The 26,665-nt window shown below is 67.8% G+C and carries 21 protein-coding genes and 1 tRNA gene; 10 read left to right on the top strand and 12 right to left on the bottom strand.

Going from position 1 to position 26,665, the window contains the following annotated elements; translation table 11 throughout:
- Positions 1–349: 349 nt before the first annotated feature.
- The 6 genes from J2X21_RS26490 (at position 350) to J2X21_RS26465 (ending at position 8,893) form a co-directional block, all read left to right on the top strand.
- Positions 350–1,630, top strand: a complete 1,281-nt coding sequence (locus J2X21_RS26490) for an ABC transporter substrate-binding protein (RefSeq protein ID WP_310333147.1) — start codon at positions 350–352, stop codon at positions 1,628–1,630.
- Positions 1,627–2,346: a response regulator gene (locus J2X21_RS26485; protein WP_310333146.1), complete on the top strand. Its 720-nt coding sequence runs from the start codon at positions 1,627–1,629 to the stop codon at positions 2,344–2,346. Before J2X21_RS26490 ends, J2X21_RS26485 begins: the two co-directional genes overlap by 4 nt.
- The gene (locus J2X21_RS26480; RefSeq protein WP_310333145.1) at positions 2,336–3,835 is read left to right on the top strand and encodes an ATP-binding protein; all 1,500 of its coding nucleotides are present in this window, start codon (positions 2,336–2,338) and stop codon (positions 3,833–3,835) included. The genes J2X21_RS26485 and J2X21_RS26480 overlap by 11 nt, the downstream gene beginning before the upstream one ends.
- Positions 3,832–5,322 (top strand): tryptophan halogenase family protein, encoded by a 1,491-nt coding sequence (locus J2X21_RS26475; RefSeq protein WP_310333144.1) that lies wholly within the window; start codon positions 3,832–3,834, stop codon positions 5,320–5,322. Before J2X21_RS26480 ends, J2X21_RS26475 begins: the two co-directional genes overlap by 4 nt.
- Positions 5,323–5,398: 76 nt before the next feature.
- Positions 5,399–7,582: a carboxy terminal-processing peptidase gene (locus J2X21_RS26470; protein WP_404667412.1), complete on the top strand. Its 2,184-nt coding sequence runs from the start codon at positions 5,399–5,401 to the stop codon at positions 7,580–7,582.
- Between the two features lie 9 nt (positions 7,583–7,591).
- A complete protein-coding gene (locus J2X21_RS26465; RefSeq protein WP_310333142.1) occupies positions 7,592–8,893 on the top strand; it encodes an NAD(P)-binding protein in 1,302 nt (433 codons plus the stop codon).
- A 19-nt stretch (positions 8,894–8,912) separates the two neighbouring features.
- Here J2X21_RS26465 and udk read toward each other — a convergent pair whose 3' ends face one another.
- Positions 8,913–9,554, bottom strand: coding sequence for a uridine kinase (gene udk / locus J2X21_RS26460; protein WP_310333141.1), 642 nt, complete (start codon positions 9,552–9,554; stop codon positions 8,913–8,915).
- A gap of 99 nt (positions 9,555–9,653) precedes the next feature.
- Positions 9,654–11,033 carry a TAXI family TRAP transporter solute-binding subunit gene (locus J2X21_RS26455; protein WP_310333140.1) on the bottom strand — a complete coding sequence of 460 codons (1,380 nt, stop codon included), beginning with the start codon at positions 11,031–11,033 and terminating at the stop codon, positions 9,654–9,656.
- A gap of 277 nt (positions 11,034–11,310) precedes the next feature.
- On the opposite strand from J2X21_RS26455, the gene J2X21_RS26450 reads away from it, so the two are divergent.
- Complete coding sequence (locus J2X21_RS26450; RefSeq protein ID WP_310333139.1) at positions 11,311–11,880, top strand: hypothetical protein; 570 nt, start codon at positions 11,311–11,313, stop codon at positions 11,878–11,880.
- 94 nt (positions 11,881–11,974) lie between these two features.
- Here the strand turns inward: J2X21_RS26450 and J2X21_RS26445 are convergent, their stop codons facing one another.
- The 7 genes from J2X21_RS26445 to J2X21_RS26415 form a co-directional block, all read right to left on the bottom strand.
- On the bottom strand, positions 11,975–13,303 hold the full coding sequence (locus J2X21_RS26445) for a sugar MFS transporter (RefSeq protein ID WP_310333138.1): 1,329 nt from the start codon (positions 13,301–13,303) through the stop codon (positions 11,975–11,977).
- 77 nt (positions 13,304–13,380) lie between these two features.
- On the bottom strand, positions 13,381–15,966 hold the full coding sequence (locus tag J2X21_RS26440; RefSeq protein WP_310333137.1) for a TonB-dependent receptor: 2,586 nt from the start codon (positions 15,964–15,966) through the stop codon (positions 13,381–13,383).
- A 222-nt stretch (positions 15,967–16,188) separates the two neighbouring features.
- The gene (fahA, locus tag J2X21_RS26435) at positions 16,189–17,427 is read right to left on the bottom strand and encodes a fumarylacetoacetase (RefSeq protein ID WP_310333136.1); all 1,239 of its coding nucleotides are present in this window, start codon (positions 17,425–17,427) and stop codon (positions 16,189–16,191) included.
- Positions 17,411–18,694: a homogentisate 1,2-dioxygenase gene (hmgA, locus tag J2X21_RS26430; protein ID WP_310333135.1), complete on the bottom strand. Its 1,284-nt coding sequence runs from the start codon at positions 18,692–18,694 to the stop codon at positions 17,411–17,413. The genes fahA and hmgA overlap by 17 nt, the downstream gene beginning before the upstream one ends.
- A complete protein-coding gene (locus tag J2X21_RS26425; RefSeq protein WP_310333134.1) occupies positions 18,687–18,902 on the bottom strand; it encodes a DUF2783 domain-containing protein in 216 nt (71 codons plus the stop codon). The genes hmgA and J2X21_RS26425 overlap by 8 nt, the downstream gene beginning before the upstream one ends.
- A complete protein-coding gene (locus J2X21_RS26420) occupies positions 18,899–20,479 on the bottom strand; it encodes an FAD-dependent oxidoreductase (RefSeq protein ID WP_310333133.1) in 1,581 nt (526 codons plus the stop codon). The genes J2X21_RS26425 and J2X21_RS26420 overlap by 4 nt, the downstream gene beginning before the upstream one ends.
- A 2-nt stretch (positions 20,480–20,481) precedes the next feature.
- Positions 20,482–21,456 (bottom strand): MBL fold metallo-hydrolase, encoded by a 975-nt coding sequence (locus J2X21_RS26415; protein WP_310333132.1) that lies wholly within the window; start codon positions 21,454–21,456, stop codon positions 20,482–20,484.
- A gap of 69 nt (positions 21,457–21,525) precedes the next feature.
- Between J2X21_RS26415 and J2X21_RS26410 the strand changes: the two genes are divergently transcribed.
- Positions 21,526–22,254 carry an IclR family transcriptional regulator gene (locus tag J2X21_RS26410; RefSeq protein ID WP_310333131.1) on the top strand — a complete coding sequence of 243 codons (729 nt, stop codon included), beginning with the start codon at positions 21,526–21,528 and terminating at the stop codon, positions 22,252–22,254.
- Between the two features lie 13 nt (positions 22,255–22,267).
- On the opposite strand, the gene J2X21_RS26405 is transcribed toward J2X21_RS26410, so the two are convergent.
- The 3 genes from J2X21_RS26405 to J2X21_RS26395 all read right to left on the bottom strand — a co-directional run bounded on the left by J2X21_RS26405 (position 22,268) and on the right by J2X21_RS26395 (position 25,181).
- Positions 22,268–22,951, bottom strand: coding sequence for an N-acyl amino acid synthase FeeM domain-containing protein (locus J2X21_RS26405; RefSeq protein ID WP_310333130.1), 684 nt, complete (start codon positions 22,949–22,951; stop codon positions 22,268–22,270).
- Positions 22,952–23,145: 194 nt separating this feature from the next.
- On the bottom strand, positions 23,146–23,880 hold the full coding sequence (locus tag J2X21_RS26400) for a SapC family protein (RefSeq protein WP_310333129.1): 735 nt from the start codon (positions 23,878–23,880) through the stop codon (positions 23,146–23,148).
- Positions 23,877–25,181 carry a hemolysin family protein gene (locus J2X21_RS26395; protein ID WP_310333128.1) on the bottom strand — a complete coding sequence of 435 codons (1,305 nt, stop codon included), beginning with the start codon at positions 25,179–25,181 and terminating at the stop codon, positions 23,877–23,879. The genes J2X21_RS26400 and J2X21_RS26395 overlap by 4 nt, the downstream gene beginning before the upstream one ends.
- 124 nt (positions 25,182–25,305) lie before the next feature.
- On the opposite strand from J2X21_RS26395, the gene J2X21_RS26390 reads away from it, so the two are divergent.
- Together J2X21_RS26390 and J2X21_RS26385 are read left to right on the top strand one after the other, a co-directional pair.
- Positions 25,306–26,133, top strand: a complete 828-nt coding sequence (locus tag J2X21_RS26390) for a symmetrical bis(5'-nucleosyl)-tetraphosphatase (protein ID WP_310333127.1) — start codon at positions 25,306–25,308, stop codon at positions 26,131–26,133.
- Positions 26,134–26,162: 29 nt separating this feature from the next.
- Positions 26,163–26,252 (top strand) — tRNA-Ser (locus J2X21_RS26385).
- Positions 26,253–26,665: the final 413 nt, after the last annotated feature.

Raw genomic sequence — 26,665 nt, 5'->3', positions numbered from 1 at the left:
GGATGTGAGGGATCGAGGTAGCCGAAGAGCACCGAGCGCAAGCCCCGTGCCAGCTTCGTGCACTTCGTCACATCCCGCCGCGCCCTCCGGGTGCACGGTTTTGGCTCGTGACAGCCCTGTCAAGGTGCCATCAGCACCGTTGGTGTACTGCAGCAATTCCAATCCGCACAAAAACGAGACGGCCATGCCCCGCTTTGTGGCCGCACAAGCCCCAATCGCCACCTGCGAGCGCGCTCCCGACAATCGCGCCCCTTCTCGGCAGGCAACGGTGCCCGTGCGTCACACAACCTTACGCAACTCGTACAAAACGCAAGATGGCCGCTTCCGAGCTGCCCGCAAGATGCGGCGCATGCTGGCTTTGGCGGTCTTGCCCTGGGGATTCGCGGCCGTGGCGGCCGGCACGCTGGCGCCTGCGCCGCCGCCGGCCGATGGCGCGGGCGAACTGAACGTGCTGCACTGGTGGACGTCCGCCAGCGAACGTGCAGCCGCCAACCATGTGGCCGCGCGCATGGCCGAGAACGGCCTGAAGTGGGTGGACGGCGCCGTGGCCGGCGGCGGCGGTGGGCCGGCGATCAAGGTGCTGAACGAGCGCATCCTGCGCCGCATGGCGCCCAAGGTGGCCCAGCTCAACGGCCAGTCCATGACCGAATGGGCCGACATGGGCCTGCTGCTGGAACTGGACGGCGTGGCGGCCAAGCGCAACTGGTCCAAGGTCATGTTCCCGCAGGTGATGGCCCAGGTGACGGTGCGCGGCCATGTCGTGGCGGCGCCGCTGGGCATACAGCGCATCAACAACCTCTACCTGAACAAGGCGCTGCTGAAGCGCCACGGCATCGAGCCGCCCAGCGACTGGGACGGCCTGGAGCGTGCCGCCGCCAAGCTGCGCGCGGCGGGCGTCACGCCCGTGGCCTTCAGCGACGAGCCCTGGCAGGTGGCCACCGTCTTCGAGGCCATGCTGCTCAGCGAGGCGGGCCCGGCGCTGTACCGGCGCATGCTGGAGCAGCGCGACCTCAGCGCCTTCGACGACCCGGCGCTGGCGCGCACGCTGCAGCGGCTGCGCAACTGGCGCAACCTGGCCAACCCCGCGGGCGAGCGGCCCTGGACCGAGGTCGTCGCTGACTTCGCCAACGAGCGCGCCGCCATGCTCATCATGGGCGACTGGGCCCGCGGCGAGCTGGGCGCGATGGGACTGGAGGGCGAGCGCGACTTTTCCTGCCGCGCCGTGCCGGGCACCGCGCAGGCCCATCTGTTCAGCATCGACACGCTGGCCATGCTCGCCGGCAACGGCGGCTCCACCGCCGACCAGGAGAAGATGGCCGAGCTGCTGGGCAGCGCCACGACCCAGCTGGGCTACAACCGCATCAAGGGCTCCATCCCCGTGCGCCGCGACGTGCCGGTGGACGAGCTGGACCCCTGCGCGCAAGCCTCCTTTCACCTCTTCGCCAACCCCGCCACGCCGCGCGTGCCCAGCCTCGTGCACCGCATGGCGTTCAGCGAGGTGGGCAAGAACGCCATCATCGAAACCGTCCACCGCTTCGCGCTGGACGCCAGCCAGACGCCCGCCGCCGCGCAGCGCAAGCTGCAAGGCCTGCTGAGGGCGCTGGCGCCGAAAACGAAAGCTGCCCCATGACCGCGCGCAAGATCCTGATCGTCGACGACGACCAGAAAATCCGCAGCCTGCTGAAGACCTACCTCGAGAAGAACCAGTACGAGGTGCTGCTGGCCCACGACGGCGCCAGCTTCATGGCCGAGTTCGAGCGCCACCGCGACGAGATCAGCCTGTGCATCCTGGACGTGATGCTGCCCGACACCGAGGGCTTCACGCTGTGCCAGTCGGTGCGCCGCCGCTCCGAGGTGCCCGTCATCATGCTGACCGCCAGCGCCGACGAGACCGACCGCATCGTCGGCCTGGAGCTGGGCGCCGACGACTACCTGGGCAAGCCCTTCAACCCGCGCGAGCTGCTGGCGCGCATCAAGGCCATCACGCGCCGCGCCGGGCAGGACAAGCCCAGGGAGCCGCGCTACTACGACTTCAACGGCTTCACGCTGGACCTGCTGGAGCGCAGCCTCATCGACCCCGACGGCGCGGCCACGGCGCTGTCGGGCATGGACTTCCAGCTGCTGAAGCTGCTGGTGGAGCACCCCGGCGAGGTGCTGGACCGCAGCCGCCTGGCCGAGGTCACGCGCGGGCGCGACCTGGGGCCGCTGGACCGCTCGCTGGACGTGCAGGTCAGCCGCCTGCGCCAGCGGCTGCGCGACGACGGCAAGCAGCCGGCGCTGATCAAGACCGTGCGCGGCTCGGGCTACGTGTTCTCGACAACGGTGACCGCGCGCAATGCACTCTGAGGCTGAGGCCGCCCTGCCCGCCCGCAGCTGGCGGCAACGCGCCGGCAGCTTCCTGTTCGACAGCCTGCAGGGCCGCTTCGTGCTGGCCATGCTGGGTGGCCTGGCGCTGGTGCAGCTGGCGGTCAACCTGGTCTGGTACAGCCAGATCGAGCAGCGCGTGCGGCGCCAGACCGAGCTGGCCGCCCACCATGTGGCCAGCGGCGCGATGGGCGCCGTGCGTGCGCTGCGCGAGCTGCCGGCCGCCTACCGGCCGCTGCTCATCGAGCAGCTGCGCACCATGGGCGGCACGCGCTTCCTGGTGTTCTTCAACAACGCCGAGGTCAGCGTCGCTCCGCTGCCCGGCCAGACCATGGCGCGCCAGCTGGAGCAGCAGGTCACGCAGGAGCTCAGCGGCCTGCTGCCCAAGGGCACGCCGTTGCGCGTCGCGCTGGCCTCGCCGCTGGGGCTGGCGGTGTCGCCCTCGGGCGCGCTGCTGAGCGACCTGCCGGAGAGCTGGGTGGAGCCGTCGCTGATCGCCGCCGAGCGGCCGGCGCCCTTTCTGGTCATCCAGGCCGAGACCGAGCCGGGCCAGTGGCTGTATCTCAGCAGCACGCTGCCCGATCCCTATTTCCTCGAGCAGCTGGAGTTCTTCACCTGGCAGCGCCTGACGCCGCAACTGCTGGCGCTGGGCCTGGCCGTGCTGCTGACGCTGATCGCCGTGCGCGCCATCACGCGGCCGCTGGCGGGCCTGAGCCAGGCGGCGGCGCGCGTGGGCCGGCGCGTGGCGCCCAAGCCGCTGCGCGTGTCCGGCACGCAGGAGGTACGCCAGGCCATCGAGGCCTTCAACGACATGCAGGAGCGCATCCGCCGCTACATCGGCGACCGCGAGCGACTGTTCGCGTCCATCTCGCACGACCTGCGCACGCCCATCACGCGGCTGCGGCTGCGCAGCGAGCTGCTGGACGACACCGCCGTGCAGGACGAGTTCCACGAGGACCTGGACGAGCTGGACATGATGGTGAAGACCGCGCTGCAGATCGTGAAGGACACCGACATCCACGAGAACCGCGCGCCGCTGCGCCTGGACCTGGTGCTGCAGAAGATGGTGCGCGACGCCAGCATGGGCGGGCACAAGGTGGCGCTGCACAGCGAGGCGCTGACCGTGTTCGGAAAGCCCCTGGCCCTGAAGCGCGCCATCGGCAACCTTTTGGACAACGCGACCTTCTACGGAGACGGCGAACAGCCGGTGGAGGTCAGCATGGGCCGCGACGACACCGGCGGGGTGCTCGTGACCGTGCGCGACCACGGCCCCGGCGTGCCCGACAGCGCGCTGGCCAAGCTGGGTCAGCCCTACACGCGGCTGGACCACGGCGCCGCGATGCGCAAGGAAGGGCTGGGCCTGGGCCTGTCCATCGTGCGCGAGATCGTCGCCGACCACGGCGGCACGGTGCGCTTTCGCAATCACCCCGAAGGCGGATTCGAAGTCAGCCTCACCTTGCCTGCGGCATGAACCCTCCCAAACACGTCGTCATCGTCGGCGGCGGCACCGCTGGCTGGATGACGGCCAATCTGCTGCGGCACCGCTGGGCCCGCCTCGGCGTCGAGGTCACGCTGATCGAGTCGGCCGACATCGCCACCATCGGCGTCGGCGAGGGCTCGACGCCCTTTCTGCGCCATTTCTTCCGCACGCTGGACATCGCCGAGAGCGACTGGATGCCGGCCTGCGATGCGACGTTCAAGTGCGGCATCCGTTTCCCGGGCTGGAGTTCGGTGCCGGGCTACGAGAGCTACGTCCACCCCTTCTTCAACGAGGCCGACCGCGAGCTGGGCAACCAGTTCTTCACCAACGCCTGCCTGCGCCGCCGCGGCCAGGCGGCGGACGCGAACCCGCAGGACTTCTTCCTCGCCGCCGAGCTGGCGCGGCAGTGCCGGGCGCCCGTGAACCAGGTCGATAGCCCGGGCATGGACTACGCGTATCACTTCGACGCCGGCAAGCTGGGCGCCTTCCTGCGCACGCATGCGGTGGGTCTGGGCGTGCGCCACATCGTTGACACGGTCGCGCGCGTGGAGCAGTTGGAGAACGGCGACCTCGCCGCCGTGCACCCGAAGAGCGGCGCCCGCATCGCGGCCGACCTGTTCGTGGACTGCAGTGGCTTCAAGGGCCTGTTCATCACCGAGACGCTGGGCGAGCCCTTCCACCCCTACCGCGACAACCTGTTCAACGACCGAGCGCTCGCAATGCCCACGCCGCTGGCCACGGCCGACGACATCCCGTCGGAGACCGTGTCCACCGCACTGCGCCACGGCTGGGCCTGGCGCATCCCGCTGACCAGCCGCTACGGCAACGGCTATGTCTACAGCTCCGACTTCGTCAGCGACGACGAGGCCGAGCGCGAACTGCGCGAGCATCTCGGCGCGGCGGCGGGCGGCGTGGAGGCGCGTCGGCTGCGCATGCGCGTGGGCCGCGTGAAGCAGCACTGGCGGCAGAACTGCGTGGCCATCGGCCTCTCGCAGGGCTTCATCGAACCGCTGGAGGCCACGGCGCTGATGCTGATCCAGCTCAGCGTGGAGCAGTTCATCGCCGATCTGGAGGGCGACCACTTCGGCCGTGCCCGGCAGGCGGCCTACAACGAGCGCGTCAACGCGATGTTCGAGGGCGTGCGCGACTACGTCGTCGCGCACTACCAGCTCAACACGCGTCGCGACACCGACTACTGGCGCGCGAACCGTGCGAATCGAAACATCTCGGATCGGCTCGCCAGCCTGCTGGACGTCTGGGACCGCGGCGGCGACTTCGAGGCCGAACTGGAGCGCCATGGCGCGGGGCTGATGTATCTGCGCCCGTCCTGGTACTGCCTGTTCGCCGGCATGGGCCGCTTCCCGGCCGAGCTGCGCGCGGCGCCTCACGCCATCACGGCGGCTCAGGCGAGGCGCCGCCTGCACGAGATGGCACGGGCATTCCGCGCTCACCGCAGCTATCTGACGGTTGTTTCATAGCCAGGCACCGGCCTGGGCCCGCGGCATGGCACCATCCACGCCTGCCCATGCCCTTGGGCCGTTCAACCGTGGTGGAGTGAGATTGGGACAGAAGCTGATCGGGTTCGTGTTGGCCATGGCGGCCGCACTGCAGGTTGCCAAGGCAGACGCGGCGCTGGCCTACCCACCGCCGCTGAAGCCGGCAGCGCAGGATGCCAAGGCGGCCCGTCTGGCTGCGGACCTGCTGTCCCGCTACCACTACAAGGCCATCCCGCTCGACGACGCCTTGTCGGGCCAGGTGTTCGACCAGTACCTGAAGTCGCTGGACCCGGAGAAGCTGTACTTCCTGCAGTCCGACGTCGACCGCATGGCTGCCGACCGCACCCGGCTGGACGATGCGATCCTGACCGAGGACTTGAGCGCGCCGTTCGCTATCTTCAACCTGTACGAGCGCCGGGCCGCCGAGCGCATGGCGTTTGCCCGCAGCCTGCTGTCCAAAGGCTTGGACTTCGAGCGCGACGAGACGCTGATGATCGACCGCAAGGACCAGCCCTGGCCGGCGACCGAGGCGGAGTCGCAGGATCTCTGGCGCAAGCGCGTCAAGAACGACTGGTTGCGGCTCAGGCTTGCGGGCCAGGACGACGCGGCCATCAGGAAGGTGCTCGACAAGCGCTACGACAGCAACATCAAGCGCCTGGCCAAGATCTCCAGCGCCGACGCCTTCCAGGCATTCATGAACGCCTACACGACGGCGATCGAGCCCCACACCAACTACCTGGGGCCGCGCGCCGCGGAGAACTTCGACATCGCGATGCGCTTGTCGCTGGTGGGCATAGGCGCGGTTCTGATGGAAATCGACGGCTACGCCACCATCCGCGAGCTGGTGGCGGGCGGGCCCGCGATGGTGTCGGGGCAGCTCAAGGTGGGCGACCGCATCGTGGCCGTCGGGCAAGGCGCGGCGGGCCCGATGGAGGACGTCGTCGGCTGGCGCCTGGACGACACCGTGGCCTTGATCCGCGGCGCGGTGGCCTCGACGGTGCGGCTGGACATCCTGCCGGCCGACAGCGGGCCCGACGCCTCGATCAAGCCCGTGACGCTGGTCCGCAACGCCATCAAGATGCAGGACAGCGCGGCCAAGGCCAAGGTCTATTCGGTGACGACGGGCGAAGGCAAACGCGCGGTCGCCGTCATCACCCTGCCGTCGTTCTACGAGGACATCGCCGCCTTGCAAAAGGGCGACAAGGACTACCGCAGCGCGGCGCGAGACGTGGCCCAGTTGCTGCAGGAGTTGAAGACCCAGAAGGTGGAAGGCGTGCTGATCGACCTGCGCAACAACGGCGGAGGCTCGCTGCGCGAGGCCGTGGCACTGACGGGCCTGTTCGTCGGCAAGGTGCCGGTGGTGCAGACACGCAATGCCAAGGGCGACATCAGCGTGTCGACCAACACCGACACCGGCGTGGCCTGGAACGGGCCACTGGGCGTGCTGATCAACAAGGGGTCGGCTTCGGCATCGGAGATCTTCGCCGCGGCGATTCAGGACTACGGCCGCGGCCTGGTCATCGGCGAGCCCAGCTTCGGCAAGGGCACGGTCCAGACCGTCGCCAGCCTCGACAGGATCGCCAAGAACCCCACGCCGGTGTTTGGCGACCTGAAGGTGACCATCGCGCAGTTCTTCCGCGTGAACGGCGCGACGACGCAGCTGCGCGGCGTGACGCCGGACATCCGCACCCCCGCAACCGGCGACGACACGCCGTTCGGCGAGTCCAGCTTCGGCAATGCCCTGCCATGGACCCGCATCAAGGCGGTCGACTACGCGGCGGTGGGCGACATCACGGCACAGCTGCCGCGCCTGCTCGCATGGCACGAGAGCCGCGTCCAGCGCACCCCCGACTACCAGGGGCTGCTGGAGGACATTGCCAAGGCCCAGGACCAGCGCAAGAACAATGTCATTTCCCTCAACGAAGCGGTGCGGCGCAAGGAGCGCGCCGCGTCGGAGAAACGCCTGGTGGCCTTGCTCGGCGGCGTCGAAACAGGCGCGGCGCCGGGCGCGGAAAGCGCATTGGTCGACGACGGCCTGCAGTTCAACGAACGCAAGCTCGCCAAGGATCTCGCCGCGAAGAAGGCCAGGGAAGCCGTCAACGACGCCATCCTTAACGAGGCCGTCAGCATCGTGTCCGACAGCGTGGCGTTGAAGGAAGGCAAGGCCCAGATCACCGCCAGCGCCTCGCCCACCCGTCCGGTGATGGTCAAGGACCTGAGCAAGGGTTCCTCGGAACCCTAGGCTGTGGGCATGAGGATCGCCGTGATTGGCGGCGGCATCGCCGGCCTGGTGGCCGCGTGGAAGTTGTCACAGCGCCATGCGGTGACGCTGTTCGAACGCCACGCGGCGCCCGGCCTCGTTGCCAGTTCGGTGACGCTGGACGGCATCGCCTCTGGCCTGCGCGTCGATGTGCCGCTGCGTGTGTTCTACCCCGGCTACTACCCGACGCTGACCCGTCTCTATGCAGAGTTGGGTGTGGCCACGGAGCCTGTCGACTACGCCACCACCTTCAGCGGCGGCGACGGCCGCGTCTACTTCCGTTGGCGCAACGCGCGCCTGGGCGGCTGGTCGATGCCCTATGTGCTGCCTCAGGACGTGGCCAGCGTGCGCGGCTGGCGCGTCGCGCAGGGCGCATTGCACTTCCGTGCCCGGGCGCGCGCGGCACAGGCGGCCGGCGATCTGGGAGGCGCCAGCATCGGAGAGTTCGTCGCCGCCGAGCGCATCGCACCCGAGTTTGTTGAAGGCCTGCTGCTGCCGGCCATTGCCACCATCGCCACCTGCAGCACGGCAGATGCGCGCGCCTATCCCGCGGCCGTGGTGCTGGGCTACGCCAACGCCGGCGTGGCGCGACAGAGCGTTCGCCGTGCGCGCGACGGCGCCGACGCCGTGGCCGCCAAGCTGCTGGCCGGCATCACGCGCGTGCAATGCCAGGCCGGCGTCGCGGCGGTGCGGCGCGTGATGGATGCCGGGCAGGTGCTGGTGCACCATGCTGCCGGCGACGAGGCCTTCGACCATGTCGTCTTCGCGACTCAAGCCAACCAGGCCCAGACCCTGCTGGCCGACGCCGCACCGGACGAGGCCGCCGCGCTGGCCGCCTTCCGCTATCGGGCGCTGGAGGTGCTGATGCACAGCGACCCCGCGCTGATGCCCGAGCGTCGCGCCGACTGGTCGCCCGTGAACGCACGCGTCTGCGCCGAGCATGAGCAGCCCGAAAGCACCATCTGGATCAACCGCGTGCAGCCCGGGCTGCGCCACGCCGCGCCGCTGTTCCAGACCGTGATGCCGCAGCGCTCGCCTCGCGAAGACAGCCTCCTTGGCCACGCCCGCTTCGAGCGGCCGCTGGTCGGTGCCGGCAGTGCGGCTGCGCTCGCGTCGCTACGGGCGCTGCACGCGCAACCCGGACGCCGCGTGTGGTGGTGCGGCTCCTACGCCGAAGCCGGCGTGCCGCTGCTGGAAAGCGCGGTGCTGTCGGCGCTGGCCGTGGCCGCTCGCGTGGAAGCGGATGCCGATGCAACGCCGACCGGAGGCCGGCTGGCGGCGAGCACCGCGTAGCACTACCTCTTGCGCCCGATCAGCGCGGTTCGATGTCGCGCATCAGGCTCATCACCTTGGTCGTGATGATGTCCACCGCCGGGCCATTGGCGCCGTGCGGCAGGATCACGTCGGCATTGCGCTTGGTCGGCTCGATGAACTGCTTGTGCATGGGGCGCACGGTTTCCAGGTACTGGTTCACCACGCTTTCGGTGCTGCGCCCGCGCTCCAGGATGTCGCGCTGCAGGCGGCGGATGAAGCGCACGTCCGAGGCCGTGTCCACATAGATCTTCAGCGACATCAGGTTGCGCAGCTTGGGGTCGTACAACGCGTACAAGCCCTCCACGACGACCACCGGCGCGGGCTTCACCGTGATGGTCTGCTGGGAGCGGTTGTCGGCCGCGAAGTCGTACACCGGCATCTCGATCGCCTCCCCCTTGCGCAGCGAGGCGACATGCCGCGCCATCAGCGGCCAATCAAAGGCATCGGGGTGGTCGTAGTTCTGCTTGCGCCGCTCCTCGGGCGACATGTGCGACTGGTCCAGGTAGTAGTCATCCATCATGACCACCGCCACCCTGTCCGGCCCGATGGAGGCCAGCACCTGGCGGGTCACTGTCGACTTGCCGCTGCCGCTGCCTCCTGCCACGCCGATCACGAAGGGTTTGCTGTTGTTCTTGGTCATTGGATTTCTGGGGCTGGGTCGGGAGATGCCTGCGAATTTACAAGCTGTTGGGAGTTCAGGGCATCAGCGGTCGAAGGCGCCCGCCTCCCCGCTCGCCAATCAATCGGCCGGTCCGGCTGTGGCCCGGGACCGCTGCGCCAACAGACGCTTGCGCACCGCATGGATGTTGTTGCGCAGCGCGTAAAGCTCTTCGGCATAGGACAGCGGCACCGCAATGCGGTGCGTGACACGGTCCAGCTCGTCCAGTTCGTCGAGCAATGCGTCGCGCTCGCCCGTGCCGGTTTCCAGCTTGGCTTCCACCTCGCGCAGCCGCGCATACCAGCGGAACACGCGTGAGCGCACGCGGAAGGTGTAGAGCGGCGGCACGATGCGCGACAGCGGCAGCATCAGCACCAGCAGGCCGCCGACCACCAGCCACATGCGTTCCAGCAGATTGCCGGCCCAGAAAGGCAGATAGCGCGCCCAGGCCGGCGGCGTGCCGTTGATCGCACGGTCGCCCTCGGCGCTGACCGGCAGCTCGCTGGTGCGGGTGTTGGGAAAGTCGCGCGCGCCATTGAACCAGCCAGCCCCGCTGTGCAAGCCCAGGGCGGCCTGCGCGAACAGCTGGCGCAGCGCGGGGTGAGTCTGCTCGCGCGCCAGCAGTGCGGTGGTGGTGGCCAGCAGCGGCACATCATGCGGCGGCAGATCGGCCGCCAGATCCACCACTCCGCGCGGCAGCCTCACGGTGGACAGGAACGGCAGGTGGCGCGAATAGGCCTCGTCCTGCTCGAAGGCCATCAGCGCGATGGCCGGGTCGCGCAGTAGCGCGCGTATCAGGCCGGCCTGCGGCGCCGAGATCAGCACCGCGGCGTCCAGCCTGCCTTCGCGCAGGGCCGCACCGGCAGCGTCGGGCGCCAGATTGAACAGCTGAAGATCGGTAGGTTTCAGCTGGTTCAGCGCCAGCAGCCTCTCGACGATCTGCGGCACGCCGCTGCCGTCCTGATCCACATTGACCCGCAGGCCACGCAGCTGGGTCAAGCGCTGCAGTTCGCCGCCGGGCTGGCGGCGCGCGATGCCGAGATCGCGGCGATAGAAGATCCAGATCGGCTCGTAGAACAGGCTGCCCAGTGAGACGATGCCAGCCTCAGTATCGGCCGCTGGATCGGCCATGCCACCGCGCACGAAACCCACGTCGGCCGTGCCCGCGCGCAGATGCGCCAGATCGTCCTGTGCGCCTTCGCTGGCAATCAGCTGCACCTGGATGCGCTCGCGCGCCAGCGCCTTCGCATAGCCCTCGCCGAAAGCCGCGTAGGCGCTACCGGCCGGGCCGGTGGCCAGCTTCACCTGGCGTGGCGGCTGCGGATCCAGCCACCAGTAGGCCGCCACCAGCAAGCCTCCGCCGAGCAGCAGCAGGGGTCCCATCGAGACCATCATGTCGCGCAGCGTCTGCCACAGCAGGCGCAGGCTGCGAGTGGCATGCCATTGCTGAATGGGGGTCATGGCTTGCCGTCCTGGGCGGGCAAGATGACGGGCGACGTGTTCGCGTGGGCGTACGCGTTAGTAAGGGCCGCAAGGGCGGGCATGGTCGTGATGCCGAGGCATCGCATGGGCTGGGCCTTTGCCGATGAAGGAGCGGTCCATCGTATTCGAGGCGTGCTGGTCGGACTGTTACGCGCGCTCTCGCCGTAAAGCCGGTGTCGCCTTCAACCTGATACGACCCGTTCCCGTCGGAGAGTCAGCCGCATGACCGCAGTCTCCAAGAATCAGCATCCAGCTCTTGCCGGCGATCACCCCAACCTGGGCCCTTGGCGACGACGCGCAGGGCCTCGGGGCAAAATCCAGAGGGTCGTGCGAGCTTGGCGTCGGGCCCGCCGCCAAGCCCACCTTGAAGAATGGAGCAGCATCAATGGCACTGACGAAGAAGGGCGAGTTTTGGTACGGGACGACGTCCGGCGACACCCAGGCCGAGCTGCGCAGCTACAGCGTTGCGAATCGCCATGAGGCCGTCCGGTTTGCCGCGTCCAAATGCGATTGCGGGTGCCGAACCTTCGCGCTGCAGACCGATGAAGAAGCCGGCGTTGCGATCCGCACCTGCACCGACTGCGGACGGGAACACCTGATGGGCGACAGCGCGGACTACGTTGAAGAAGCCGCGCCTGAGACGCACGAGTGCGTGTGCGAGAACGAGGTGTTCGAGCTGATGTCCGGAGTCTCCGTGTACGAGGGCACACATGACGTGCGCTGGTACTACATCGCTTGCCGCTGCGTGGAATGCAATCTGGTCGGAGTCTTCGCAGACTGGAAGTGTGAAGCGGGTGACGCGGCGACCTTCCTCACCAAGGTGTGAGCGGCTGAACCCTGCAGAGATCAGGCTCGCTCAACGACGGCCAGCGCCGCAAAGCAGCCCAATGACGGCCACAAAGGGAACTCCGACAGCGGCCTCACCACTTCCTGAGCCGACTGCCGAACAAGGCGTAGAACAGGATCAGCCCATACCAGGGCAGCATGACCCAGTAGCCGCGCTGCGGCGTCCACGCGTCGGCGAAGTGGCCGTACAGCATCGGAATCAGCGCGCCGCCCGCAATGCCCATGATGAGCAGCGCCGAGCCGGCAGCCGTGTACTTGCCCAGGCCCTCCAGCGCCAGCGGCCAGATGGCTGGCCACACCAGCGCGTTGGACAAGCCCAGCAACGCAAGGCAAAGCACGGTGTCTGGCACCACCGGCACACCGGCCCAGCCGAACAAGGCTTGCGACCAAGCGGTGCTTGTTGGCGATGCAAGCGCCACGCCCACCGCGAACAGCAGGCCGCTGGCGCCGGACAGCACCAGTGCCGTGCGCTGGGACAGCCGGCGCGGGATCAGCGCGACGCCCAGCAGGTAGCCCAGCACCATGAAGCCCATCGTGTACGAGGTCAGCACGCCGTAGTGCGCGACGCCCAACTGCTGGCCGTACAGCGCGATGGTGTCGCCGGCGATGACCTCCACGCCCACGTAGCCGAACAATGCCAGCGCGCCCAGCACCACCTGCGGGTGACGGAACACGCCCCAGCGCGTCACGTCACCTGAGGACGATGCCGATGCATCGGCCGCTTCCAGCTCAGGCTCGCGTAGCGAAGAGAAATGGATCAGCGCCATGAAGGCCAGCAAGCCAGCGGCCATCACCGCATAGGGGAACACCAGCCGCTGCGACAACTCGCTGCGCAGCGCCTCGCGCGCGGCCGGGTCCAGCGCGGCCATGGCTGGCTCGGAGAAGCGCTCCATGCCCGACAGGATCAGCGCCGTGAACACCAGCGGCACGACGATGCCGGCCCCCTTGTTGAACAGCCCCATGATGGAGATGCGCATGGCCGCGCTCTCGCGCGGGCCGATGCAGACGATGTAGGGGTTGATGGCGGTCTGCATCAGCGTCATGCCGCTGGCCAGCGTGAACAGCGCGAGCAGGAAGACTGGGTACAGGCCCGACTTCGCCGCGGGGATGAAGCACAGCGCGCCCAGCGCCATGACGCCCAGGCCCACGGTCATGCCGTTCTTGTAGCCTATGCGCGCGAGGATGGCCGCCGACGGCAGCGCCATCACCGTGTAGGCGATGTAGAACGCGAACGCGACCCACAGCGCCTGGAAGTTGTTCAGCTCGCAGACGAGCTTCAGGAACGGAATCAGCGAGCCGTTCAGCCACGTCGCGAAGCCGAGGATGAAGAACATCAGCCCGATGAACAGCATGGGCAGCAGCACGCCCTGGTTCGCGGTGGGAGTGAGGGTTTTGGTGTTCATGGAAGCAGCAGCAAGGCAAGGGCTGGCAGCGATGGATCGCATCGCTGCCAGGGTTCACATCAAGCAGGCACCGCCTGTCAGAACTTCACCCGAGCACCCACGCTGTAGCGCGACCCGTTCTCGTAGACACCGATGGGAATGCCATCCACCGTGTTGGACTTGATGACTTCGTTGTTGATGTTCACCGCGCTGGCATACAGCGTGACCTGCTTGGTCAGGTCCCAGCTCGCCGAGGCATCCCACTGGCCGTAGGCGGCGTTCACCACCTGCCCGCCCATCTCCACATTGCCATAGCTCTTGGAGCGGTAGTTGTACGAGACGCGCAGGCTGATGGGGCCCTGCTCGTAGTAGCCGCTGAAGTTGAACTGGTCGCGCGAGTTGCCCAGCACCTTCAGGCGCGGTTGGCCGGACACCGCGCCGGCCTTGGCGTCGGTGAAGGTGTAGTTCACGACGGTGCCGAAGCCGGTGTTGCCGAAGGGCTGCTGCCACTGCAGCTCGAAGCCCTTGATGTCGGCGCCGTTGTCGGCGTTGTAGGGGCGCTCGATGGTCAGCGTCTCGTTGCCCACCTGCTCGGACTTGGAGGCCTTGTAGGTGAAAGTGTCCAGCTTCTTGATGAAGAAGGTACCGGAGATCAGCGCCGCATCGGCGTAGTACCACTCGGCGCCGACCTCTGCCTGGTTGGCGTGCACCGGCTTCAACAACGGGTTGCCGGCGTAGCCTTTGGACAGCACGGTGCCGTCGCGGCGCATGCCGGGGCTGAGCAGGTCGAAGGTCTGGCGGGCCATGGCGCGCGACACCGAACCGCGCAGCACGACCTGCTTGCTGAGGTCGTAGACGACATTCAGGCTGGGCAGCGCGTTGGTGTAGTTGTTGCCGACGCTGGTCGGCGAGAAGCCGCCGGTCGCGTTGCCAAGGTAGCCGTCCGAGGTCTGCTGCGTGCGCACGAAACGCAGGCCGAAGTCACCGCGGAACTTGGCGACCGAGAAATCCGCCTTGGCATACAGGGCCGTGATGCGCTCGTGGATCTTGTAGTTCTCGTTCAGCACGTCCTTGTAGACCATGGCCTTATCGAACATCGGGATGGCCTTGGAGGCGACCAACCCGTCGTCGAACCATGCGTACTGCGTCAGCGCGCCCGGCGTGGCGGCCTGCTGACTCAGCAGCGGGGACGGGCCGGTGGACAGGTCGGCCAGGCTGAACGACTGCCAGCCGTTGGAGCCCGGGCCGGCCGTGCCCTGGACGCGGAAATTCTGCAGCGTGTTGTCGCGCAGCTTCACGCCCAGCTTCACGGCGGTGATGGGGCTGTTGTCGAAGTCCCAGGTCAGGTCGGCCTGCGCGTAATTCTCCTTGGCTTCCATGCGGCGGATGCGGTCGTCGCCGGCCTTCAGCGTCAGCGCCTTGGGATCCAGCGGGCTGATGTCGAGGTACTTCACGCCGTACTGGTCCGGGCCCAGCGAGATCGTCGTGCGCGTGTCGCCTTCCATCCAGAAGTGGCGGTCGTGCGCGCTGCCGCCCTGGCTGTTGGTCGTGCCGACCTGGCCATGCAGGCGCCAGTTGCCACCCTCGTAGCTGCCGTCCAGGTCCGCCACGCGGCTCTTGATGTAGCTCTCGCGGTAGATGGGCTCGAAGGACACGCCAGTGGTCGGGCCGACCGTGCCGCCCACCAGCGCCTTGCTGCCGTCGCTGACGGTGATGAACTTGGGGTCGCGCACGCTGATGACACCGCCCACCGCCAGCCCACCCGCCTGCCACAGGTAGTTCTGGTTGTTGTTGTTCATCTTCATGTCCGAATCCATCAGATTCAGCACGAGATCGGTGGCCGGGTTGGGCTGGAACTGCAGCGCCAGGTTCGTCGTGGTGCGCTCGCGCTCCTGGCGGAAGATGGCCGAACCACCGCCCCAGGACGCGTAGGCATTGGTGACGACGCCGTTCTGGTCACGCACGTTGTACTTGCCGTCGGAGAACTGCTCCAGGCCGTCGCGGCGCATGTTGCGCTTCTGGCTGCTGATGGCCAGCAGCACGCCGAAGGTCTTGTCGTCGCTCTTCCAGTTCAGCAGGCCCGACAGCTGCGGGTCGGTCTTGCCGGGCAGCTTGCTGTACATCGCCTCGGCCGACGCCTGCAGCGTGAGCTGGTCCTTGAAGGCCAGCGGCTTGCGCGTCTTCACGATGACAAGGCCACCGATGGAGCCTTCGTCCAGGTCGGCCGACGGGCTCTTGTAGACATCCAGGCTGCCGACGATCTCGGACGGCAGCACGTCGTAGTTGAAGCTGCGCGTCTGCGGCTCGTTCAGCCACCACTCCGACGACGCGACGGCCTGGCCGTTGAGCTGCGTCATGTTGAGGTTCTTGTCCGTGCCGCGCACGAAGATGGCCTTGCCCTCGCCCCAGATGCGGTCCACCGAGATGCCGGGCACGCGCTGCAGCGAGTCGGCCACGTTCTTGTCGGGGAACTTGCCCACGTCCTCGGCGCTGATGCTATCGACGATGTTCTGCGACTCACGCTTCTCGGACAGATTCTTCTTCAGCGTCGCCCGCACGCCGCGGATCTCGACGGTCTCAAGCTGCTGGTTGGCGTCCTGCGCCACGGCGCCGAAGGCAGCGCCTCCCAGCGTCAGCGCGATGAGTCGGGGCAAGAGGTTCTGCTTGAAATGAGGCTTGGCCACGTAGGTGCTCCTGGGCAACGAGTTCTGTTGGACAACAAGGGGCCTGACCCGCGGCCATCAGGGCTGCGGGCTGGGCTCGTCTCAGACAGGCCGGGCTGCGTTGTCTCTTGTCGTCAGTCCCGGGCCAGTGGCGGCAATCTAGTGGCGGCGCTCCCGCGCGGCGCATCCCGTTGCGCTTTGTTGGACTTCATTGCGCCGACGTTACGTTTGCGCAAGACAGGGTCAGCTTGCTGGCGTGATGACGCCGTCGCAGGCGCCAAAACCGATGCGTCGGAACCCGGGTTTCTCCGCAAAGGCGCGCAAGCCCAGCTGATCGCCGTCCAGCACGAACGTGCGCTGCTCGCCATTGGGCAACGTGATGGGCTGCTTGCCGCCCAGCGTCAGCTCCAGCAGCGAGCCGGCTTCGGCCTGCTCGGGGCCGCTGATGGTGCCGGTGCCCAGCAGGTCGCCGGGCTGCAGGTTGCAGCCATTGCTGGCGTGGTGGGTCAGCATCTGCGCCAGCGACCAGTACGCGTGGCGCAGGTTGGAGCGCGACAACCGCGTCGGCTCGATCATGGCCGGCGTCTTGAACCAGACCTCCAGCTCGATGTCGAAACTGGCGTTGGCGCGGTGCGCGGGCGAGTCCAGGTAGGGCAGCGGCTGCGGGTCGCCCTCGGGCCGCGTGAACGGGATGCGGAACGGCGCCAGCGCCTCCATCGTGACGATCCACGGCGAGATGGTCGTGCCGAAGTTCTTCGCCAGGAAAGGCCCCAGCGGCTGGTACTCCCAGGGCTGGATGTCGCGCGCCGACCAGTCGTTCAGCAGCGTCAGGCCAAAGGCGTGCTCGTCGGCCTCGTCGATGCCGAAGGGTTCACCCAGCGCATTGCCCGGCCCGACAAACAGGCCCAGCTCCAGCTCGCAGTCCACGCGGGCGCTGGCCTTGAAGACTGGCGCCTCGGCGTCCGGCGGCTTGACCTGGCCCTTGGGGCGGCGCAGCGGTGTGCCGCTGACGACGATGGAACTGCTGCGGCCGTGATAGCCGATGGGCACCCACTGGTAGTTGGGCAGCAGCGGGTTGTCGGGGCGGAACAGCTTGCCCACCGCGCGTGCGTGGTGGATGCCGGTGTAGAAGTCCGTGTAGTCGCCGATGCGGCAGGGCAGCGTGTACTCGACCTGCACCTGTGGCAGCAGTTCGACCTCGGGCGCACCGACCTTCAGCGTGTCGAACAAACGGTGCCGCAGCGCGCGGCGCTCGCTGCTCGGCCGCGCCATCAGCGCATTGAGGTCGGCGATGCCCCAGCCGGTCAGGTCCAGGATCTGGTCACCGATGCCCACGCCGACACGGAAGGGCTCCAGCGAGCCGGCACGGCGGAAGGAGCAGAACGGCAGGTTCTGCAGCGGGAAGTCGGTGCTGGGGTCATTGGCCGAGGCCACCCAGGACAGGGTGCCGGCGTCGTGCGTGTGGTCAAGCATGGAAGTCATCTTTCAGGTCACGCCAGCAGTCGGCGTAGGTCTTTTCAAGCGGCGCGTCGTTCAGCGCCCAGCTCGTGGGCTTCAACGGCCAACGCGTCTCGAACATGAAGGCCAGCGTGTTGTCCAGCTTGTGCGGCCTGAGGTCGGCGCCGCTGGCCTTGTCGAAGGCCTCGGCGTCGGGCCCGTGCGGCACATAGCTGTTGTGCAGGCTGGCGCCGCCGGGCTTGAAGCCCTCGGGCTTGGCGTCGTATTGGCCCAGCACCAGGCCCATGAACTCGCTCATCACGTTGCGGTGATACCAGGGCGGGCGAAAGGTGTCCTCGGCCACCATCCAGCGCGGCGGGAAGATGACGAAGTCGACATTGGCCCAGCCGGGCGTGTCGCTGGGGCTGGTCAGCACCGTGAAGATGCTGGGGTCGGGGTGGTCGAAGCTGACGGTGTTGATCGTCATGAAGCGCGCCGTGTCCCACCGATAGGGCACGAGGTTGCCGTGCCATGCGACGACATTGAACGGGCTGTGTGCCTGCGTCGCGCGCCACAGCTGGCCGCCGTAGCGTTTGACGATTTCATAGTCGACGTCTTCCGCTTCATGCCAGGCAGTCGGCGCTTCGAAGTCCCGCGGGTTGGCTAAGCCGTTACTGCCGATAGGGCCCAGCTCCGGCAGGCGCATCGCGGCGCCGAAGTTCTCGCAGACATAGCCGCGCGCCGGCACATCCAGCGGATCGACCTTGAACGCCATGCCGCGCGGCAGCAGTGCGATGGAGCCGGGTGCGACCTCCAGCCGCCCCAGCTCGGTCGTCACGAGCAGGCGGCCCTGCTGCGGCACCAGCAGCATCTCGGCGTCGGCATTCACCAGTGCGCGGCGGCCCATGGCACGCGTAGCCACATAGGCCAGCGCGCCCATGCCGGTGATGCCCACCTCGCCATTGACCGCATAGCTGCGCAGGCCATCGACGAAGTCGCCCTCGGTGGCCAGCGGCGTCGGGCCCCAGCGCAGCGGATCGGGCGGCGCGCGCTCGCCTTCCGCGGCACCACTCTTCCACAGCGCGTGCGCCAGCGGCTCGTAGCCGCCGACGACGACCGACGGCCGGCGGCGGTACATCCACGTGCGTTGGTTGTCGGCGCGCGGCGCGGTGAAGGCACTGCCGGACAGCAGCTCGGCATACAGGCCGTTGGGCGCCTTCTGCGGGCTGTTGCGGCCTATGGGCAGCGCGCCGGCAACGGCTTCGCTGCTGTGCTGGTTGCCAAAGCCCGTGAGGTAGGTCAGTTCAGTCATGGCGTGCTTGATGGGCCAATGCGAACGCGTGCCGGAGCACGTCGCGATCGCCGATGTGGTTGCAAAGGATGAGCGTCAGCCGCGCCAGCCAGTCGACGGCCTGCTCGTCGTTCAAGCTTGCCTGGGCGGCAATCAGCTCAGCGTAGAAAGCATCGGCCTCATCGCGAAGATTTGGGCCGAAGTTCGAGGTCAGCTTCAGTTCGCTCATTGCGGTCTCCCGTGGGCGCGGGCCAGTGCCGCGGCGACGTCCGCTGCGTCGAAGCGATGCCAGCGTGCGGCGACGACGGCGTCGGGGCGGATCAGATGAACGCTGCCAGGGCGGGCGCCGTAGCGCGTGGCGGCCACGCCTTCGGCCGGCAGCGTGATGACGCGTAGGCCAGGCGCCTGCACCGGCCAGCCAAAGGCCAGCAGCACAAAGCCCCGACCGAACTGCTCGCTGAGCCAGCCGCCCTCGTCCAGCGGCGCGTCGGGTGCCGGGCAGCCCGGCCCCGGGCCGCTGGTCCAGACTTCGGCGTCCGCCGTGCTCAGCGGCGAGTCGACATGCGCGGTCGGCAGCGACAGCCGCCCGCTGTTGACCAGCGGCTTGGCGAAGTCGGTATGCGCGGCCAGGTCCAGCGCGGCCTTGCGCAGCCGCAGGCTCAGCGCGCTCTTAGGGCTGATGAAGTCGGTGGCACGCGTGGAATGGCCGATGTTGTCGTCGGCCGCTTCGATGCGTTCGAACTCGTAGCTGTCCAGCAGCACATCGTCGCCCTCGCCCTTGACGACCGCGGCCAGCTTCCAGCCCAGGTTGTCGGCGTCCTGCACGCCGCTGTTCGCGCCGCGCGCGCCGAAGGGCGAGACCTGGTGAGCCGCATCGCCCGCCAACAGCACGCTGCCCACGCGCAGGCGCTCCGCGCGGCGGCAGCAGAACTGGTAGATGGACGACCACACCAGCTCGAAGCCGTCGCTGCCCAGCATGGCCGCCACGCGGGCGCGGATGCGCTCGGGGTCGCGCTCGGCGTCCACATTCGCATCACGCCCTAGCTGGAAGTCGATGCGCCACAGGCCGTCGGCCTGCGCATGCAGCAGCACGGACTGGCCACGGTGGAAGGGCGGATCGAACCAGAACCAGCGCTCAGGGGTCGCGGGGTCCAGCCCGCGCGGCCGCACGCCGGGCGCGAGGCGCACATCGGCGATGAGAAAGCGGTCCTCGAACACCTGGCCCGCAAAGCCCAAGCCCAGCAGCGTGCGCGTGGGGCTGCGCGCGCCATCGCAGCCCACCACCCAGTCAGCGCGCATGTCGAACAGGCCGTCGGGCGTGCGCACGTTCAGCGTCACGCCATCCGCATCCTGTTCCAGCCCGATCAGCTCGTGCCGGCCGCGCAGTTCGATGCGCGGCTCCAACTGCACCGCGCGCACCAGTCGCGCCTCGACCTGATCCTGCTGCAGGTTCACCATCGCGGGCATCTTGTGATGCGCTTCGGGCAGCAGATCGAAGGCATAGGCCTCGCGCTCGCCATGGAACACGCGGCCGCGCTGCCAGCGCACGCCTTCGCGTGCAACGGCCTCGCCCACGCCCAGGTGGTCGAACACCTCCAGCGTCCGCTTGGCCCAGCAGACCGCGCGCGAGCCCTCGCCGATGCGGTCGCTGTCGTCGATGACCACGACGGGCACGTCGCGTTTCGCGAGGTCCAGCGCCAGCGTCAGCCCCACCGGGCCGGCGCCGACGATGACCACGGGCCGGCGCTGCGGCTGGCCGGAGCGCTGCTCCAGGCTCTGGTGATAGGGGTAGCGCGGCAGGTCCACGCTCAGACTCCCTCCAGGGCCTTCCACATCTCCACGTCGCGCTCGGCGGTCCAGATGCGCGGATGCGCCGTGCCGCCCGCTTCGTCGTAGGCACGGGTCACGTCGAAGGGCATGCAGTGGTCGAAGATGACCCAGTGGCCGTACTTGGGCCGCAGCGCAGCCATAGTTCGCTGGTAGACGGCCTTCAGCTCCTCGTTGGCTTTCACGCCGGCTTGCACCGCCGCGTACAGCTCGCTGACGAAGGCCCGCGTGCCGTCCAGGCCCGCTGCAACCTGCTCGGCGCCCTTCAGCGCGGGGCCGCGACCCGGCACGAGGGCGTTCGCATTCAGCGCAGCAACGGCATCCAGCGTCTTCGGCCAGTCCTGGAAATGCGCGTCGCCGCAGTAGGGCGTGGCGTCGAACTCCACCAGGTCACCGCTGAACAGCACGCGCTCGTCCGGCAGCCAGGCCACCGTGTCGCCCGCCGTGTGACCGCGGCCGGGAGAGAACATCTCGACCTTCACGCCACCCAGGTCCAGCGTCAGCCGGCCCGAGAAGGTCAACGTGGGCCAGGTCAGCCCTGCCGGCACCGACTCGACATTGCGGAACAGCCGCGGGAAGCGGCCGATCTCGCTGGCCTTGTCCTGCTCGCCGCGCTCCTTGATCAATGCGAGCGTGCCCTCGCTGGCGATGACCTGCTCCAACCCCTCCGCCTTGAACGCCGACGCGCCCAGCACGCGCACCGCGTGGTAGTGGCTCAGCAGCACGTACTTGATGGGCACCGCCGACACCTCGCGGATGCGGCGGATCACATCAGCCGCCATGACCGGCGTGGCCTGGGTGTCGATGACCATGGCCGCGTCGCGGCCGATGACGATGCCGGTGTTGGGGTCGCCCTCGGCGGTGTACGCCCAGGCGTGTTCGGACAGGCGCTCGAAGGTGACCTGCTTTTCTTCCAGGTCCGCCTGCGAGGCAAAGGCTTTGGTGGTGGCGCTCATGGCATCTCCAGCTGGCGAGCCCGAAATTTATCCTATTCCAAATGAATTCACCAATATAGAATTTTTAGCATGAAAGAACCGCGCGGCATCCAGAGCATCGAAGTGGGCGGCCAGCTGCTGCTGGCACTGGCCCATCACGGCCGGCCGATGGCGTTGAAGGATCTTGCGCGGGAGGCCGGCATGTCGCCCGCGAAGGCCCATCCCTACCTGGTGAGCTTCATCAAGCTGGGCCTGGTGGAACAGGACGGCGGCAGCGGCCCCTACGGCCTGGGCCCCCTGGCCATGCAACTGGGCCTGATCAGCCTGCAGCAGTACGACCCGGTGCGGCTGGCCACGCCGGTCGTCGAGGAGCTGGCGCAGCAGCTGGGCCATACGGTGGCCATCGCAGTGTGGGGCACCCACGGGCCCACCATCGTGCGCGTGGCAGAGGGGCCTACGCCGGTGCACATCAGCATGCGCCATGGCACGGTGATGAGCCTGGCGGGTACGGCGTCCGGGCGGCTGTTTGCCACATGGCGCGCCGATGAGGCTGCGGCACTGGGCGAGTCTCTGCCAGATGCGGTGACGATCGCAGCCGTGCGTGAAGAGGGCCTCGCGACGTCGCGCGATGGCGTGGTGGCGGGCGTCAGCGCGGCGGCGGCGCCGGTTTTCGATGCAGAAGGCCGCCTGGTGCTCGCGCTGACGGCCATCGGCCCCAGCACGGGATTCGACACCTCAGCCGAGAGCGCGCTGCCGCTGACGTTGCGCCACGCCGCGGCCGCGCTGTCCCGGCGGCTGGGCTATCGGCCCGCGGGCTGAGATGACCCCTGGGTCAGCCCAAGCTGGCCAGCATGGCGGCCTCGGTGGCCTCGTCCCAGGCCAGCGGATACAGGCAGCGCGCGCTGCCCAGCAGTTCGGGCCGGCCGCCCCACAGCGCGATCTGCTCGCGCACGGTGGAGAAATCGACGCTCATCAGCACGGCTGGCGCATCCACGCGCGGGTTGTGGCGCGCGGTCGTGTGCGGCAGCAGGCCCAGGTAGCGCCGGTAGAACGCCACATGGCGCGGATTGACCTCAATGACCAGCCGCTGGCAACGCGCGCGGCGGTGGGCATGCAGATAGCCCAGGTGGAAGACCTGCGCCAGCACGCGCTTGGGGTCGTAGGAATGCTTGTCGACGGCCAGGCTGCCGAACTCGCAGAGCTTCACGCCGGCGGCGCGCCATTCGGCCAGCTCTTCCTGGAACAGCAGGTCGGCCTTCAGGCCGCCCACGCCGTCGAAGCGCACGGACAGCGTGCCGACGATCTTGTCGCCATCGCGCGCGGTACAGACCACGTCGCCGGCCTCGTTGCGGCTGCTGAAGTCGCGCTTCACGGACAGGCCACGATCCTGGTAGCGCCGCTCGACCAAGCCCAGCGCATCGCCTTCAAGTGACCCGAAGTCGCTGTTCAGCTCGAGCGGAGGCCCGCCGAAGGGATTGAGCTGCCCGCGTTGGCTCTCTTTGAAGCTGGGGATCATTGACTGCATCCTTGGGGCGCGTAGTGCACCAGAGGGGCGAAGTCTAGGCACTTAATAGTGAATCTTGCGGGTCGCATACACACCGATACCTTGCCAGATCGTGTGTTTCCCGGGGTTCTCCGTCGCCCGGACGGGCGACAGGGCACCCAAATGGGTGGTGCGCGGACGGCGGCAGCGCCGACCGCGCGCCGTCATCAGACGCCGTAACGGGCGGCCAGACGGTTCATGTTGGACAGCGACAGGCGGTGCATTTCCAGCAGCGCGATGAGGCCGTTGCGGTGCAGCTGCAGCACCTTGTCGTCAGCCAGTTCGCTGTACTTCTTTTCGTCCAGCGCCAGGAAGCCTTCGACGTCCAGCTTCTCGCCATTGGGCAGGCCGGCTTCGAAGCGCATGTCCTGCAGCAGGTCCAGTTCGACCAGCAGGTTGCAGATCAGGCGCGTGCGCTCGGTCTCCTGCTCGAAGTTCTCCAGGAAAGCCTTGGCGTTCTGCAGGAATTCGGTGGGCTGACCGTCCTTGAACAGCGCTTCTCCGGTGGTTTCGTTGAAACCGGCCCACTTGTGGTCGTAGCAGACGGCCAGGCTGTTGCCCGTGTCATCCACGCGGGCCATCGCGAACGGGTAGCGGCGCACATAGGCCGGCACGTAGTTGCCGGTCCACTTCTCGGCATCGACGAACAGGTTGGAGCCGGGCTTCAGGCCCAGCACGGCCAGCGGCGCCACGGCCTGCTTGCCCTGTGCATCAGGCGCGCCGGCGCGCACGAAGACGATGGGGTACTCCTTGCACGCATCGCCAAACTCGACGGCGGCCAGGAACACGGAGTTCTGGTCGGCTACCTGGCTGACGACGGTCTGGTTGGTGTCCAGCTTCAGGTTCTTGTGGACTTCGCGGTCCAGCGGCAGCAGTTCGCCGTACATCGGGGGGTTGCTCATGTTTCTCTCTCTCCAGGTTCGGTCAGACGACTGACCAGCACTTTGTCCACACGTTTGCCGTCGAGGTCCACGACCTCGAATCTCCACGCGTCCCACTCCACCACATCGGTCGTGCGCGGCAAGCGCCCCAGCAGCAGCATGATCATGCCGGCCAGGGTGTTGTAGCGGCCACGGTCCTCTTCAGGCAGTTCCTTCAGCTCCAGGCGATCCTTCAGCTCGGGCACCGGGATCAGGCCGTCGATCAGCCAGCTCCCGTCTTCCCGTTGGATCGCCCAGGCATCGCCGTCGCTGGGGGCGTTGAATTCCCCGGCGATGGCTTCCAACACATCGCGCACGGCAATGACGCCCTGCACCTCGCCGTACTCATCGACGACGAAGACCAGCGGCGCGTCCGACACGCGGAAATGCTCCAGCAGCTCCATGCCCGACAGCGTCTCGGGCACGAACAGCGGCGCCTCCAGACCCGCCGTCAGGTCCAGCGGCTGGCCTTCCAGCATGCCGGCCAGCAGCGCCGGCGCGTTGGCCACGCCCAGCACCTCGCTCAGGCCACCACGACACACCGGGTAGCGGCTGAATCCATGCTCGCGCAGCACCGCCAGCACCTCGGCCGGCGTGGCCTCTGCGTCCAACCAGGCGATCTCGGCGCGCGGAATCATCATCGAGCCGATCTGACGCTCATCCAGCCGGAACACATTGCGCACCATCTGGTGCTCGTGCTCCTCGATGACGCCGGCATCCAGGCCTTCCTCCAGGCTGGCGGCGATCTCTTCTTCCGTCACGCCGCGCGAACCCTTGTTGCGCAGCCCCAGCAGGCCCAGCGTCGCTTCGGTGGTGAAGCTCAGCAGCTTCACCAATGGGCGCGTGGCCGTGGAGATCATGTTCATCGGCGGCGCCACCAGGCGGGCCACCGTCTCGGGGTAGATCTGGCCGATGCGCTTGGGCACCAGCTCACCGAACACGATGGTCAGCAGCGTGATGATGACCACCACCAGCGCGGTCGCGGCGATCTGCGTCGCTTCCGGGTTCAGGTGGAAGGTCTCGGTGAGCCACAGCGACAGTGGCCCGGAGAACGCCGCATCGCCCACGATGCCGTTCAGCACGCCGATGCCGGTGATGCCGATCTGCACCGTCGACAGGAACTTGGTCGGGTTCTCGTGCAGGTCCATCGCGGCCTGCGCCCCGCCCTCGCCGCTCTCCACCATCACCTGCAGCCGGGCCTTGCGGCTCGCGGTCAGGGCCATCTCCGACATCGCGAAAAGGCCGTTGAGAACAATCAGGAAGAGAACGAGAGCGGTATCCATCGAAGGCGCCTTTACGGGAAAACCCGTGAGACGCGGGGGCAAAAACGAAGCCCGGGAGACTAGCAGAAGCCCGTGACGCGGCCCACGGTGCCATCCCTTGCTCGGGCGCCGGGACAATGGCGGCATGAACTACCTGATCGGTGATGTGCAGGGCTGCTGCGACGCCTTGCAGCGGCTGCTGCTGCGTCTGGACTTCTCCCCGTCCCGCGACCGCCTGTGGCTGCTGGGCGACCTGATCAACCGCGGCCCGGCCTCGCTCGCAACACTCAGGACCTTGATTGACCTGGGCGACGCCGCGACCTGCCTGCTGGGCAACCACGACCTGCACCTGCTGGCGGCACACCACGGCGTGCGCCGGCCGCACGGCGGCGACACGCTGGACGACATACTCGCCGCACCGGACCGCAGCGCGCTGATGGACTGGCTGCGCCACCAGCGCATGGCCGTCTTCGAAGCCGGCTGGCTGATGGTGCATGCCGGCGTGGTGCCGCAGTGGAGTCGCGACGACGTGCTGGCGCTGGCCGGCGAGATCGAAACCGTGCTGCGCGGCCCCGATCTGCCCGATTTCCTGCAGGCCATGTACGGCAACGAGCCCGCGCGTTGGTGCCCGACGCTACGCGGCATCGAGCGACTGCGCTTCACCGTCAACGCGCTCACCCGGCTGCGCTTTTGCACGGCCGACGGCGAGATGGACTTCAAGACCAAGGACGGCGCCGGCGCCGCGCCCGCGGGCTTCATGCCCTGGTTCGACGTGCCCGGCCGGCACACCGAAGGCACGCCCGTCGCCTTTGGCCACTGGTCCACGCTGGGCCTCGTGACCCGGCCGGGCCTGCTGGCGCTGGACACCGGCTGCGTCTGGGGCGGCCAGTTGACCGCCGCCCGCGTGGCCGACGGCGAGGCGCTGGAGATCATCCAGATCGACTGCGAACAGGCACAACGGCCGGGCGGCTGAGCCTGCCCCTTAGAATGCGCCTCCCTTCCGGAAGCGTGGGAGAGTGGTTTAATCCAGCGGTCTTGAAAACCGCCGAAGGTGTGAGCCTTCCGTGAGTTCGAATCTCACCGCTTCCGCCAGCTCAGGCATCCGCTGCGGCCAGCATGCGACTTGAAGCATTGACTTGCACCAAGTGCAAGTCTTAAGTTCATTTCGCTGGTGCAAGTCTTAAGTTCAACAGCCCCGGGAGGGGTGATGTTCATGTTGAACGCTTGGCGCGCAGCCCTCGAGGTACACCTTCGGTCCGTGGATCTCCGTCGGGCGCGTTGACGAGTTGCACCTTGTTACGCGCCTGATACCCTTCCTCCCATAAGCAAAGCCATGGGAGGAACTGTGGATCGGTACGACATTGGAGATCTCCTCACGAAGGTGTCTTTGGAGGATGTAGTCAGGCGCCTTGAATCGACCCGGGTTCAGTAGACATCTTCGAGCCTCAAACTGAGGCCCAATCGGAGGTGCCATGCAGAGCAAGCAACCCTACCCAGAAGAATTC

This window comes from Roseateles asaccharophilus (genome assembly GCF_031458115.1).
GTDB lineage: Bacteria > Pseudomonadota > Gammaproteobacteria > Burkholderiales > Burkholderiaceae_C > Pelomonas > Pelomonas asaccharophilus_A.
The sequence above is the reverse complement of the archived record's forward strand: the minus strand, read 5'-3'. Positions and strand labels throughout refer to the sequence as shown.

What these genes read in the sequence shown, in the direction of transcription:
- J2X21_RS26490 (WP_310333147.1), top strand. Translation starts at nt 350, where the DNA reads ATGCTGGCTTTGGCGGTCTTGCCCTGGGGATTCGCGGCCGTGGCGGCC.
- J2X21_RS26485 (WP_310333146.1), top strand. Translation starts at nt 1,627, where the DNA reads ATGACCGCGCGCAAGATCCTGATCGTCGACGACGACCAGAAAATCCGC.
- J2X21_RS26480 (WP_310333145.1), top strand. Translation starts at nt 2,336, where the DNA reads ATGCACTCTGAGGCTGAGGCCGCCCTGCCCGCCCGCAGCTGGCGGCAA.
- J2X21_RS26475 (WP_310333144.1), top strand. Translation starts at nt 3,832, where the DNA reads ATGAACCCTCCCAAACACGTCGTCATCGTCGGCGGCGGCACCGCTGGC.
- J2X21_RS26465 (WP_310333142.1), top strand. Translation starts at nt 7,592, where the DNA reads ATGAGGATCGCCGTGATTGGCGGCGGCATCGCCGGCCTGGTGGCCGCG.
- udk (WP_310333141.1), bottom strand. Translation starts at nt 9,554, where the DNA reads ATGACCAAGAACAACAGCAAACCCTTCGTGATCGGCGTGGCAGGAGGC.
- J2X21_RS26455 (WP_310333140.1), bottom strand. Translation starts at nt 11,033, where the DNA reads ATGACCCCCATTCAGCAATGGCATGCCACTCGCAGCCTGCGCCTGCTG.
- J2X21_RS26445 (WP_310333138.1), bottom strand. Translation starts at nt 13,303, where the DNA reads ATGAACACCAAAACCCTCACTCCCACCGCGAACCAGGGCGTGCTGCTG.
- fahA (WP_310333136.1), bottom strand. Translation starts at nt 17,427, where the DNA reads ATGACTTCCATGCTTGACCACACGCACGACGCCGGCACCCTGTCCTGG.
- hmgA (WP_310333135.1), bottom strand. Translation starts at nt 18,694, where the DNA reads ATGACTGAACTGACCTACCTCACGGGCTTTGGCAACCAGCACAGCAGC.
- J2X21_RS26425 (WP_310333134.1), bottom strand. Translation starts at nt 18,902, where the DNA reads ATGAGCGAACTGAAGCTGACCTCGAACTTCGGCCCAAATCTTCGCGAT.
- J2X21_RS26415 (WP_310333132.1), bottom strand. Translation starts at nt 21,456, where the DNA reads ATGAGCGCCACCACCAAAGCCTTTGCCTCGCAGGCGGACCTGGAAGAA.
- J2X21_RS26410 (WP_310333131.1), top strand. Translation starts at nt 21,526, where the DNA reads ATGAAAGAACCGCGCGGCATCCAGAGCATCGAAGTGGGCGGCCAGCTG.
- J2X21_RS26405 (WP_310333130.1), bottom strand. Translation starts at nt 22,951, where the DNA reads ATGATCCCCAGCTTCAAAGAGAGCCAACGCGGGCAGCTCAATCCCTTC.
- J2X21_RS26400 (WP_310333129.1), bottom strand. Translation starts at nt 23,880, where the DNA reads ATGAGCAACCCCCCGATGTACGGCGAACTGCTGCCGCTGGACCGCGAA.
- J2X21_RS26395 (WP_310333128.1), bottom strand. Translation starts at nt 25,181, where the DNA reads ATGGATACCGCTCTCGTTCTCTTCCTGATTGTTCTCAACGGCCTTTTC.
- J2X21_RS26390 (WP_310333127.1), top strand. Translation starts at nt 25,306, where the DNA reads ATGAACTACCTGATCGGTGATGTGCAGGGCTGCTGCGACGCCTTGCAG.